Source organism: Hyphomicrobiales bacterium (genome assembly GCA_016125495.1).
Classification (GTDB): domain Bacteria; phylum Pseudomonadota; class Alphaproteobacteria; order Rhizobiales; family RI-29; genus RI-29.
In genome coordinates this window covers 104,975-117,263 of record WGLQ01000001.1, presented here as the reverse complement: position 1 = coordinate 117,263, position 12,289 = coordinate 104,975, and the positions used below count along the sequence as shown (strand labels likewise).

10 protein-coding genes and 1 pseudogene are annotated in these 12,289 nt (G+C 68.1%); 6 read left to right on the top strand and 5 right to left on the bottom strand.

Annotation, left to right across the window (positions count from 1 at the left end; translation table 11 throughout):
- Window positions 1-39: 39 nt before the first annotated feature.
- The 3 genes from cofE to pxpA form a co-directional block, all read right to left on the bottom strand.
- Window positions 40-822 (bottom strand): coenzyme F420-0:L-glutamate ligase, encoded by a 783-nt coding sequence (gene cofE, locus GC150_00510; protein ID MBI1383380.1) that lies wholly within the window; start codon window positions 820-822, stop codon window positions 40-42.
- Between the two features lie 136 nt (window positions 823-958).
- Window positions 959-1,621 carry an NADPH-dependent F420 reductase gene (gene npdG / locus GC150_00505; GenBank protein ID MBI1383379.1) on the bottom strand — a complete coding sequence of 221 codons (663 nt, stop codon included), beginning with the start codon at window positions 1,619-1,621 and terminating at the stop codon, window positions 959-961.
- 159 nt (window positions 1,622-1,780) lie between these two features.
- On the bottom strand, window positions 1,781-2,554 hold the full coding sequence (pxpA, locus tag GC150_00500; GenBank protein MBI1383378.1) for a 5-oxoprolinase subunit PxpA: 774 nt from the start codon (window positions 2,552-2,554) through the stop codon (window positions 1,781-1,783).
- Between the two features lie 260 nt (window positions 2,555-2,814).
- Here pxpA and GC150_00495 point away from each other — a divergent pair, with 260 nt between their 5' ends.
- From GC150_00495 to GC150_00470, 6 genes and pseudogenes are all read left to right on the top strand, one after another.
- Window positions 2,815-3,588 carry a GntR family transcriptional regulator gene (locus tag GC150_00495; GenBank protein MBI1383377.1) on the top strand — a complete coding sequence of 258 codons (774 nt, stop codon included), beginning with the start codon at window positions 2,815-2,817 and terminating at the stop codon, window positions 3,586-3,588.
- Between the two features lie 103 nt (window positions 3,589-3,691).
- The gene (locus tag GC150_00490) at window positions 3,692-6,034 is read left to right on the top strand and encodes a molybdopterin-dependent oxidoreductase (protein MBI1383376.1); all 2,343 of its coding nucleotides are present in this window, start codon (window positions 3,692-3,694) and stop codon (window positions 6,032-6,034) included.
- On the top strand, window positions 6,031-6,867 hold the full coding sequence (locus tag GC150_00485; GenBank protein MBI1383375.1) for a carbon monoxide dehydrogenase: 837 nt from the start codon (window positions 6,031-6,033) through the stop codon (window positions 6,865-6,867). The genes GC150_00490 and GC150_00485 overlap by 4 nt, the downstream gene beginning before the upstream one ends.
- A pseudogene (locus GC150_00480) lies at window positions 6,864-8,110 on the top strand (2Fe-2S iron-sulfur cluster binding domain-containing protein). The gene GC150_00485 and the pseudogene GC150_00480 overlap by 4 nt, the downstream one beginning before the upstream one ends.
- A gap of 1,063 nt (window positions 8,111-9,173) precedes the next feature.
- Window positions 9,174-9,950, top strand: a complete 777-nt coding sequence (locus GC150_00475) for an SDR family oxidoreductase (protein MBI1383374.1) — start codon at window positions 9,174-9,176, stop codon at window positions 9,948-9,950.
- Between the two features lie 62 nt (window positions 9,951-10,012).
- Window positions 10,013-11,005, top strand: coding sequence for an alcohol dehydrogenase catalytic domain-containing protein (locus GC150_00470; GenBank protein MBI1383373.1), 993 nt, complete (start codon window positions 10,013-10,015; stop codon window positions 11,003-11,005).
- Window positions 11,006-11,032: 27 nt separating this feature from the next.
- Here GC150_00470 and GC150_00465 read toward each other — a convergent pair whose 3' ends face one another.
- Together GC150_00465 and GC150_00460 are read right to left on the bottom strand one after the other, a co-directional pair.
- The gene (locus GC150_00465) at window positions 11,033-11,602 is read right to left on the bottom strand and encodes a GNAT family N-acetyltransferase (protein MBI1383372.1); all 570 of its coding nucleotides are present in this window, start codon (window positions 11,600-11,602) and stop codon (window positions 11,033-11,035) included.
- Window positions 11,603-11,696: 94 nt separating this feature from the next.
- Entirely contained in the window at window positions 11,697-12,155 is a 459-nt protein-coding gene (locus tag GC150_00460) for a phasin (GenBank protein MBI1383371.1), read from the bottom strand.
- Between the last annotated feature and the right edge of the window lie 134 nt (window positions 12,156-12,289).

Genomic DNA, 12,289 nt, shown 5'->3' with positions numbered 1-12,289 from the left:
GTGGTTTGCACGGCTGATCGCCATTGCCGGGGCGCGGGATCATCGAAAGAGGTCCTCATTCGCGGGGCGCAGGAGATCGCGCGCCCGACCATCGCCGCCGGCGACGGCGAGGCCGCGAACGCGTGCCGCCGGCGTGCCCTCGGCTGCCTCTCCGATGACGAGGTTGGCTGCCGCCGCGACCTGATCGGCGAGCGCGACCATGGTGACCTCGAGGCGGCGTCCGGACATGTCGGGCATGCCACGCATATCGAGAAGGGCAGGCATTCCGGAAACGCCGATCGCAAGGCCAACGGTTCCGATGCGCCAGGCGCGGCCGACGCTGTCGGAGACGACCACACCGATGGGGGCGGGAAAGACGCGCTCCAGCGCCTCGCGCAGGCGGGCTGCGCTGGCGTCCGGGTCGGCGGGAAGTCGAAGGGCGCGGCGACGGGCGGCCCCCTCGTGCGCATCCGCCGGCAGATTCGACTGGTCGAGGCCCGCGTTGGCGAGAACGATGCCGTGCGACGTTTCGACCACGAGGACGTTCGGGGCGGCTCGCACGACGCGGCGGGTGTCCATCAGCACCGCCTCGACGAACTGCGGGTCCTTCATCGTCGACGCGGCGAGGCGCCGGGCCTCGGGTGAAGGGGTGAGCGTGTCGAGATCGATGAAGCGCCCTTCGGCCTTGGAGACGATCTTCTGGGTCACGACGATGACGTCGCCGGCCTGCGGCGGGCTCGCGAGGCGCTGCGCAGCGCGGACGATTTCTCCAGCGAGGTCGACCCCGGGCCTGAACTCGGGGAGCCCCTCAAGCGCCTCTATGGTCAGAGAGTTGGCGGCCATCGCAGCCTTCGACCCCAAACTCCAGGCAGCCTCGGCAAGGCGGCATGGTCCTCTTTCCCGGTCGGGGGTCCGCGGCCCGAGACGAGCATCGACGGCGTTCGCAATCCCCCCGCCCCATCGAGGCGGATCGTGGCGCTCACGCTTCGGCGATGCCGGTGATCCGCAAACCCGCGCCATCGACCTTGTAGTTGCGATTGATGCCAATCAGAACCGACGTCAAGGCCTCGGCCGCGGCCGAGTTGGCGAGCGGTCCCGCATGCAGGCCGCGCAGGCCGATCGCGTTGGCCATCGCAACGACGATTTCGCGATCCTCCGCCTTGTCGCCGAAAACCAGCACATCGCACTCGATGACCATGTCCTTCTGGAGCTTGTGGGCGGCGACGTTGTGGAACGCGGAGACGATCCGCGCCTCGGCACCGAGCAGGGCCTGGGCGGCGAGTGCGGCCGACCCTTCGGGCGGAAGCTGCACGCGGGCGACGCGGGGTGGCACCAGCGGCACCGTCGTGTCGACGAGCAACTTGCCGGAGAGCGAGGGGCGGATCGCCTCGAGGGTCGCACGCTGGTCGGCCCACGGCACCGTGAGGAGAACGACCTCGGCACGGGCGGCGGCGTCGGCGTTGCCCGCGCCGGAGACGCGGCGGCCGGCGCCACCGGTCATGGCCTGCGCAGCGGCGGCGGCCCTTTCGGGCGACCTCGACCCGATGATGACGTCGTAACCGGCCTTGGCGAGCCGGCCCGCAAGGCCAGAGCCAAGTGCGCCGGTGCCACCCACAACTGCCACAACCGGTTTGTCGCTCATCCTGATCTCGGCTCCCGTCGAAGACATGTTACTACATGCCGGTCCGAACTTGTCGGTCCGAACATATGACGCGGAATTCACTCGTTCCGCAAGTGCGCGGTCTTGGTCATCCGCCGAGCGCCGGCAATCCGGGCGTCGCCGTCACGATCCACGGTCAGCTCAAAGCGCCATCTCGGTCAGTGGCACAACCGAAACGCCCGCCGTCTCCAGAGCCGTGCGCACCGCGCGCCCGACGGCGACCGAGGTTGGCTCGTCGCCGTGGATGCACATGGTGTCGACCTCGTGACGGATGCGCTTGCCGCTCATGCTGATGACTTCACCTTCGAGGACCATCCGAACGGTTTGCTCGGCGGCGGCGGCGGGATCGCTGAGCACGGTGCCCTTGATCGATCGCGAGGCGAGGTTGCCGTGATCGTCGTACTTTCGGTCGCAGAATCCCTCGCGCGCGACCTTCAGGCCGAGCTTCGCGGCCGCCTTGGCCATTTCGGAGCCCGAAAGCGCCACGTATATGATGCTCGGATCGACAACCTTGATGGCGCGGCCGATGGCTTCGGCGTAACCGGCATCCTCGGCGGCCATGTTGTTGAGCGCGCCGTGCGGCTTGAGGTGGGTGACGCGCAACCCCTCGTAACAGGCCATCGCCTGCAAGGCGCCGATCTGGTAGGCGACCAGATGCTCGAGATCGTTCGCGCTCATGCGGATCTGTCGCCGCCCGAAGCCCCAGAGGTCGTTGAATCCGGGATGCGCGCCGATGCTGACCCCGTTCTGGCGGGCCAGGGCGCAGAGCCGGCGCATCGAATTGGCGTCGCCGGCATGCATGCCGCAGGCGACATTGGCCGAGGTGATGATCGTCATCAGTTCGTCGTCGTTGCCGATGCGGTAGGCACCCCAGCCCTCGCCGATGTCGGCATTGAGATTTACGCGCTTCGTCATGCGAGACCATCCTGAAAAAGAGCATCCCAAAGTGCACCGCCGGGGCGACGCACGTCAACCAATAATTCCATCATTAGTAAGACCGGATCAATGGTTCGTGCCGCGCGCCGGCCGTGCGACGGACCGTGGTGGCGAGCTTGACCCGCCGCGAGCCGTCCGGCAAGGAAGACAACTTGCCTGATCGCGGCCGCCTGGGCCACAACCGCTGCGCGGCCGATCACCGGCGGCGACGAGCCTCGGCGACGATCTCGGATGGAACCATGGGAAAGACAGCACGCACATCGGTTTCTGGCGAACGGCCCGTGCCGGCGAGCCGGGTCCCGCGCTATCTCGAGGTGGCATCGGTGCTGCGCCAGCGCATCAAGGACGGAAGCTGGTCCGTCGGGGACAAAATCTCGACGCTCGAGGAGCTGGAAAAGGAAATCGGCGTTGCCCGAGTGACCGTGCGCCAAGCGATCGAGCTGCTGCAGAACGAGGGGATCCTCAAGGCTTTCCAAGGTCGCGGCACGTTCGTCACGCGTGCCATCGTCGACGATCGCTGGCTGCAGCTGGCGACCGATTGGGAAAGCCTCATAGCGCCGATCAAGAACAACGTGCTCCAGGTCATCGAGCAACGCCCGAGTGGACCTCCTGTGCGCATGGACGACGATGGCGAGCACGCGGAAAGCTATGTCTACATTCGCAGCGTGCAGAGCCGAGGTCAGGAATCCTACGGTTTCGCTCGGGTCCACATCGCCAAGCACATCCACGACCGGGCGCCGCAACTCTTTTCGAGCCGCGCCGCGCTGGCCGTCATCGCGGGCATGAAGGGCCTCAAGCTGTCGCGCGCCCACCAAACCTTCGTGGTGCGCGGCGCCGATGTCGAGGCGGCCCGCTACCTCAACGTTCCGCTCAATGCCCCGACCGCCGAGGCGCGATGCGTGGTCGAGGACGAGGACGGTGTGCTGATCTACGTCGGCGAGATCACCTACCGGGGCGACTGTGTACGGCTCAACGTCGAATTGCTGTCGGCGGACCGGGCGCAGGATCGCTAGACGGCCCGCCCGTTTGCGTGTCGGACGACTTGTGATCGGGCCCGCGAGCCTCTAAGCTCAATGGTATTGTCATTGGTATGATGTGAACATTGGGCGCGCGAGCATGAGTGAGGGGATCGGAGCGCGGCTGCGGCGCAAGGAAGACGACCGCTACATGCGCGGTCGCGGCCAGTTCGTCGGCGACATCACGCTGGCCGGCATGCTGCACGTCGCTTTCCTCAGAAGCCCCGTGGCGCACGCCCGCATCAACGCGGTCAGGGTGCCCGCCGCGATGCGGGACAGGGTTTTCATCGCCCAAGACCTCGTTGGTGTGACGGGGATCCGTGCGGACACCGCGTTGCCCGGCTTCAAATCGTCGATCCAACCGATCCTGGCCGACGGCAAATTGCGCTACGTCGGCGAACTCGTCGCCATGTGCGTCGCCGAGAGTCGCGCCGCCGCCGAGGACCTCGCCGGCGAGATCGTGATCGACGACGAGGAGTTGCCCGCGGTCACGGACATGCTGGCCGGCCGGCGGGCGGACAGTGCGCTACTGCACGAGGAGTGGGGCGACAACCTCTTCCTGACGACCAACGCCAATGTCGATTTCGAGGCGGCGATCGGCAAGGCGGCCTACAAGGTGACGCGCGAGCTGCGCACCGCCCGTCAGGCGATGTCACCGCTCGAGGGGCGCGGCGTCGTCGCGCACTGGAGCGAGCGGCTCGGTCAGCTCGAAGTCTTTTCATCCACGCAACAGTCGCATCTCGTTCGCTCGGGCCTCGCCGAGTGCCTGGATCTCACGGAGGCGCAGATCCGGGTGATCGCGCCGGATGTCGGTGGCGGGTTCGGCTACAAGGGCATCCTCTTGCCGGAGGAAGTGGCGCTCGCCTGGGGGACCCGTCGCCTCGGGCGACCGCTCAAGTGGCTCGAGGATCGGCGCGAGTGCCTCATCAACGGGGCCGACTGCCGCGAGCACCACTACGTGCTGACGGCCTATGCCGACAGCGACGGTCGGCTCCTCGCGCTCGATGCCGAGGCGACGGTGGATGCGGGAGCTTATTCCGCGTATCCGTTCTCGGCCTGCCTCGAGGCCGGCCAGGTCGGCAGCATCCTGCCGGGGCTCTATGATTTTCCGCACTATCGCTGCCGGACCTATACGGTCGCGACCAACAAGCCGCCCATCCTGCCCTATCGGGGCGTGGCGCGGACCGGCGTCTGCTTCGCGCTCGAGGTGACGCTCGAGGCACTGGCGCGCGAGGCCGGGGTCTCGCCGGTCGACCTTCGCCTCAAGAGCCTCGTACGTCCCGAGCAGATGCCGTTCGACAACATCGCCAAGCGGCATTTCGATTCGGGAGATTATCCCGAGGCGCTGCGCCGCGCGGTGGCGGCGATCCGCCCGGAGCGGGTGGCCGAGTTGTCCGCCAAGCTCGGGAAGGAAAAGAAGATCGGCGTCGGATACGCGATGTATTCCGAGCAGGCGGGGCACGGCACGAGCGTTTATGCATCCTGGGGCATCCCGTTCGTGCCCGGCTACGAGCAGTGCATGGCGCGCCTTACGCCGGACGGCGGGCTCGAGCTGAGGATCGGCGCGCACAGCCACGGCCAGGGCCTCGAGACGACGCTCTCGCAGGTCGCGCACAGTGTCCTCGGTCTCGCCCACGAGGACATCAAGCTCGTGCATGGCGACACGGCGCTGACGCCCTATTCGACGGGAACCTGGGGCTCGCGCTGCATGATCATGTCGGGTGGCGCGGTGGCGGAGGCCTGCTCGCAGCTGCGCGAGCGGGCGCTCGGGATCGGCGCCAAGCTGCTGCAGGCGGCCCCGTCGAGCGTGCGCTACGAGAACGGGCACATCGTCGGCAATGGTGGAAAAATTTCGATCGGGGAGATCGCGCGAACCTGGTACCGGCGCCCGCAGAACCTGCCGGGTGATGTCGATCCGGCCGGGCTCGAGGTGACGGCCGGATACAAGGCCAAGCGCGACACCGGAACGTTCAGCTATGCGGCCCATGCCGTCGTGGTGAGCGTCGACACGGAGACGGGGGAGGTCGCGATCGTCGACTACGTGATCGTCGAGGACGGTGGCGTGCTGGTCAATCCGATGATCGTCGACGGCCAGATCTGGGGCGGCGCGGCGCAAGGCATCGGAACGGCCCTCTATGAGGAGATGGCCTACGACAGCCGCGGTCAGCCGCTCGCATCGACGCTCGGGGATTACCTCCTGCCCGGACCGACGGAGGTGCCCGAGGTGCGAATCCTGCACATGGAAACGCCTTCGCCCTACACGACATTCGGTCAGAAGGGGCTCGGGGAAGGCGGGGCGATCGCGCCGCCAGCAGCCATCGTCAATGCCATCAACGATGCACTCGTGGGTGAGGGAGTGGAAATCACGGTCACTCCGGCGACGCCGCGAAGGATCGTCGAGGCGCTCGCGGCGGCGAGGCGAGGAAAAGGGGCCACCCCATGAAGCCGGCTCCCTTCGAATACGTCCGCCCCGGCTCGCTGGCCGAGGCGCAAGTGCTGCTCGCGGACCGGGCCGGAGCCAAGGTCATGGCGGGCGGCCAGACGCTCGGGCCGATGCTCAACCTGCGTCTCGTGCAGCCGTCGCTGTTGGTCGACATCACGCGGATCGACGAATTGACGCGGGTCGAGGCCATCGATGGCGGACGGGCGCTGCTGATCGGGGCCTGCGTGACACATGCCGCGATCGAGGACGGGCTGATCGAGGATCCCTGCCAGGGACTGCTCGGCTTCGTCGCGCGGGGGATCGCATATCGGGCGGTGCGCACGCGCGGGACCATCGGTGGCAGCCTCGCGCACGGGGATCCGGCGGCGGACTGGCTGTCGAGCCTCGTTGCAGCGGATGCCGCGGTCGTCGTGCATGGCGGCTCGGGTGAGCGGCGCATGGGCCTTGCCGACTTCATGCTCGGCGCGATGTCGACGGCGCTCGAGGAGGACGAAATGCTGACCGGGGTCGTCGTGCCGCGGCTCTCGCGTGGCGCGCGCTGGGGCTATGCCAAGATCTGCCGCAAGACCGGCGAATTCGCGCATGCGATCGGGGTTTATCTCGAGGACCGCGAGCGCGGGATCGAGCGTTTCGTGGCGGGGGCGACGGATGGCCGGCCGATCGTCGTGGAACTGGGAGAACTCGGGGCCGGGGATGCCGAGGGGCTCCGCCAGGGCGACCGGGGTGCCATCAAGGCGGTGCTCACCGGGCGCGGGCTGGCGCGTGACGACTACGAACTCGCCCTCAACGCCGCCGCGATCGCACGGGCCCTGGACATGGCGAGGCGCGCATGACGGCGATCAAGCTCACGGTCAACGGGCGTCCCGTCAGTGTCGACGTCGAACCTCGCGCGCATCTCGCGGACGTACTGCGCGATGAACTCCTGCTCACCGGTACGCATATCGGGTGCGAGCACGGGGTATGCGGGGCCTGCACGGTCGAACTCGACGGGGAAATCGTGCGCTCGTGCATCACCTATGCGGTGGCGTGTGACGGGGCCAGCGTGCGCACAATCGAGGGCTTCGACGACGATGGGTTGATGGCCCGGCTCAGGGCGGCCTTCAGCGGGGAGCATGCGCTGCAGTGCGGCTACTGTACGCCTGGCATGCTCATCGCGGCCCGTGATCTCGTGACGCGCAAGCGCGGACTTTCGGGAGACGACATCCGCCACGAAATGAGCGGCAACCTCTGCCGCTGCACGGGTTACGTCGGCATCACCCGGGCGATCGCGGGGGTGATGGCGGAATGTGAGCGCGAGGGCGTGGCGGTGCGCTCCAGCGAGCGGGCGCTCGGACCTGCTCCGGGGCCTCGAGCTACGACGGCTGGCGAGCGGGCTGTCGGTGGGCAGCAATCGCATCGCCCTGGTGAGCCGGCCAAGTCGCAGCGTCCGCCGGCAACGAGCACGCAACGCGGCGGCGCCTCGCGCCCGGCGATCACGGTCGAGGTCTCGCGTCCCGAGGCACACGAAGGCGCCACGCGGCTCGCCCAGTCCTTCGTGCTGCCGCACCCGCGCGACGACGTCTGGGCGCTCATGTCGGACCTGCGCGAGATGGCGAGCTGTATGCCGGGTCTCGTTATCGAACGGGTCGACGAGGACGGGAACGTCGCCGGTCGCTTCAATGTTCGCCTCGGGCCGATCACGGCCGGCTTTGCCGGAGAGGGAAGTGTCGCCCGCGAGCCGGAGCGCTTTCGGGCGACCATCGAGGGGCGGGGCAGCGATCAAAAGAGCGGCTCTGCGACCAGCGGGCGCATGTCCTACACGCTTGCCGCCGTGGACGGCAGCGACGGGCAACCGGCGACGCGGGTCGATGTGATCATGGACTATGCGCTCACCGGTCCGCTGGCCCAGTTCGGCCGCTCGGGCATGGTTGCGGACCTCGTCAAGCGCATGTCGGGAACCTTCGCAAGCAACCTCGATCACAAGCTGGCGGGGGAGGCCGTAGAGGGCGGGGCCGGGCGCGGGGCGAGCGCCATCGGCCTCCTCTGGGGATTGCTGCGGGACTGGTTCGCGCGGCTGTTTCGGCGTGGCTAGCACAGCCCACCTGTTGTCGCGGGGCCGGGCGAAGTGCACTTCGCCCGGCCCACGCATCGCGGTCAGGCCGCTTTCGGGCACTCGTAGTCGGCCGGCCATTCGAGGCCGAGGTCGTTCGGCTCATCGTCGCTGGTTCCGTCGTCCTTCGTCAGCCAGTAGAGGGGTGCGACCGGGATTTCTGCCGGTCCGTCGCCCGGCTCCGCGACGTCCAGCTTGGCGCGCAAGGCCTCCTCGGCGGCGATCGCCGCCCGCAATTCGGCGCCGGTGTCCACGATCTCATCGGAGGCGACCCGTCCCGCCTCGATCGCGATCCGCCGTTCCTTCGAATAGACGCTGTCGAAGCCCATGTGGGCATAGAGCAGCCTGCGGCCCATGGGGATGTGGAGGGTGCCCGAAAACCAGGTGGCCGGAGCCGGCAAGCGGTTGCCGGGCAGGACGGCAAGGAGGGTCTCCAGCATGTCCGGCGGCATCGGCGCCTCCCAGCTGCCGGCTCCGACGTTGATGTGAACGAGGTGGAGCCGGCCGTCGATGATCTCCCATGTGCCGGTGTAGCCGCGCCAGTGGCAGGTCGAAAGAGTGTTGGGATTGTAAATGGGGAGCTGGTGTTGCTCGATGAGTGGCGTCAGGGGGACGCATGTCAGTGCGGCGAGGCGGCCGTCGAGGATCATGCGCTCGGAACATTGTGCGGTCATCTGCTCTCCAGGATCGGTGTGGGGGTTGGTCCCGAAACGGCTCTCTCGGCAGGGGAGTGGAGCACGTTCCGAGACCCGAACAACTTACCACACCGGCCCGCAGAAGGCAAAAATTACCCCATGATAATCAATTGATTTTGCTTATAGAATCGACGTTCTTGACGTGGCGGCGCGTGGTATTTCGGCCACGTCCGCGATGGCCCCGCCGGGACCTTTCACACCATCGTTTCAGCCCCGGCGGGCGGCTCTCCTCGAGGCGTCGCGTGAGCCTTCACTTGCGAGGCGGGGGCGCATTCGCCATACCGGCCGGGTGCATTGGCCGATGGGGTGGCGCGCGTATTGGCGCCGCGCGACGCGGGCGGATGGAGGGGCAGGAATGGCAAGGCCGTATCTCGAGGAGCTCTTCTCCCTTTCGGGCCGCGTCGCGGTGGTCACCGGTGCCTCCTCGGGCATCGGCCGGCACATGGCGCGCGTCCTGGCACGGGCCGGGGCGAGCGTGGTGGCGGTGGCAAGGCGGCCGGAGCCGCTGGCCGAACTCGCCGGCGAGATCGTCGATGGTGGCGGGCACGGCGGTTTCGTGGTGGAAGCGCTCGACGGGGCGATGGATTTCGTCGGCTTCGCACGAACGCTCGCCGATCCGTTCGGGGCGCCGGACATCCTCGTCAACGCGGCCGGCGTCAATTTGCGCCAGCATGCCGACGCGGTGACGCCCGAGGGCTGGGCGAAGACCCTCGACATCAACCTCACGGTGCCGTTCTTCCTCGCCCAGGCGCTGGTGCCGGGGATGCGCGCCAAGGGCGGTGGCAACATCATCAACATCGCCTCGCTGCAGTCCTTCCGCGCCTTTGCCAACGGCATCGCCTATGGCGCCTCCAAGGGCGGCGTGGCGCAGCTGACACGCGCGATGGCCGAGGCCTGGTCGCGGGATGGGATCGTCAGCAATGCGATCACGCCCGGCTTCTTTCCGACCGAGCTGACGGCACCGGTGTTCGCCAACCCGGAGCTCAGCCGCCACAACGCGGCGATGACCGCGATCGGGCGGAATGGCGAGATGCGCGATCTCGACGGCGTGACGGTTTTCCTCGCCTCGCGCGGGTCGGCCTACATCACCGGCCAGCTGATCGCCGTCGACGGCGGCTATACCGCGAAATAACCTCGGGCTGGGTCGCACGGCGGCCAGTGGCGAAGCATGCGGCAACGTTGGGGAGCCAATAGATGGAAGCGCTCGTCTATACCGGACCCGAAGCGCTCGAAGTGCGCGACGTGGCAAGGCCCGAGGCGGCGGGCGAGTGCGTCGTCGCGGTCGAGGCGTGCGGCATTTGCGGCTCGGACATGCACGCCTATCTCGGGCACGATCCGCGGCGACCGGCGCCGCTGGTGCTGGGCCACGAGGCGGCGGGCACGGTGGTCGAGGGACCTCGAAAGGGTGAGCGCGTCACGATCAATCCGCTCGTCACCTGCGGCACCTGCCCGGCCTGCACCGGGGGGCGCAGCAATCTCTGTCGCAGCCGGCAGATCATCTCGATGCCGCCGCGTCCGGGCGCGTTCGCCGAGCTGGTGCGCATTCCCGAGCGCAACCTCGTCACCTTGCCGGACGGAATGCCGTTCCTGGCGGCCGCGCTGACCGAGCCGATGGCGACGGGCTATCATGCGGTTGCTGCCGCTGCGCGGCTCTCGGCGCGTCCGCTCGCCTCGCTCGAGGTGGCGGTGCTGGGGGGCGGGGCCATCGGCCTCGGCGTTGCCTACGTGCTGCGGCACTTCGGGGCCGGGCGGATCGTCGTCGTCGAGCCGAATGCCCTGCGGCGGGCGACGCTCGAACGGCTCGGGATCGCCGAGGTGGTCGAGGCGGACGCGGCGCTCGCGGATTCGAGCGTCGAGGTGGTGGTCGATGCGGTCGGGATCGCCGCCACGCGCGCCGCCAGCTCGCGGATCGCGGCGCCGGGCGGAGTCATCGTGCACGTTGGGCTCGGCGACAACGCGGGCGGGCTCGACACGCGCAAGTGCACGCTGCAGGAGATCACGTTCCTTGGAACCTACACCTACACCATGGCCGATTTCCGCGAGACGCTGGAGCTGATCGGGCGCGGCGTTTTCGGCGATCTCGACTGGGTGGAACGGCGGGCGTTGGGCGAGGGGAGTGCGGCCTTTCGCGCGTTGCGGCGGGGCGAGGTGGCGGCGGCCAAGATCGTGCTCTGCCCGGGTGGGTGACCGCGCGTCGGACCCGGAAATCGGTGACTACGACCAGTGAAACGACTGGCGCTCGAGCCGCGTCGAGCCGAAGCGCTGGCTCGAGCGTTCACCCGGCCGCCCTCCGCGCCGTCTGTAGAACGCGCAGGCCGGCTCGTTGGCGACGAGCGACCAGACCCGCAGATGCCGCAGGCCGAGCGCAGCGAGATTTTCGCGGGCGGCGGCAAAGAGCTGCTCGCCGAGTCCGATCCCCTGGTACGCGGGGCCGAGATAGAGTTCGGTGATTTCCCCCGTCGGGCGGCCCTGGAAACGGCCGCTCGAAAGGCAGGCGTAGCCGCCGATCTCGCCGAGCACTTCCAGCACCAGAACCGGTAAGCCGCGGGCGAGGCCCCCCTGCCAGTAGGAGGCATCGCGCTTCGACACGAAACGCATCAGATCGAGGTGCGGGATGATGCCCTGGTAGGCGCCGATCCATGAACTGGCCGAAACGTCGGAGAGGGCGGTGCTGTCGCCGGCAGTGGCCCGGCGGATCATGATCGGGGCAGCGGTCATGGGGACGAATCTAGGGCTGGCTGGACCGGTGACAAGGGCCAACCGGGTTCCGCCGCTCGGGGGCATCGTCCCACCACGAGAAAAGGGGCCCGCGGCGATGCCGCGAACCCCTTTCGATCGAATGTGTGCGCCCGGCGGGCTCAGCCCGCGGATCGCGACCTCAGTTGCCGGTCTCGCGGACCTGCTCCATCGTGCGCGCCGTGACGGAGTTGGCGTGCTCGACGGTTTCGCGCATGACCTTCGAGGACATCTCGAAGAAGGAGCGGGTCTGCTCGCCGAGAACGGCGAACTGCTGCTGCATGAAGTCGGCCTGGAGACGGGCGGCTTCCGGAAGCGAACGAGCGCGGGCCAGGGCCTCGGCGGCGTCGAACGCGGCCTCGGTGTTGGCCGACATGTTCGCCATGGCCTGCTCGCTGAGCGAACGCACGCCGACAGCGGCCTTGGTGACCAGTTCCTCGGTCGCGGAATTGGCTTCCTTGGCGACGGCATTGAGCTTGGTGTAGGCGTCGCGGGTGCGCGCCACGCTTTCCTCGGCGAGGGCCTGGAAGTTCTCAGGCATGCGGACCTGCTTGGCGGCCTGCATCATGTCCTCGGCCTGCTTCATGAAGTGCTCGTTCATCGTCGTCACCGTTCCAGTTTGGGGTTAGCGTCGTTCGTGTTTGGTCGCACCTGCACGCTGCGATTTTGGCCATGTGACCACTTCGGCAGCCCGACCGAATTCCATGAGGCATACATAGCGCGAAGTTTGCTGCG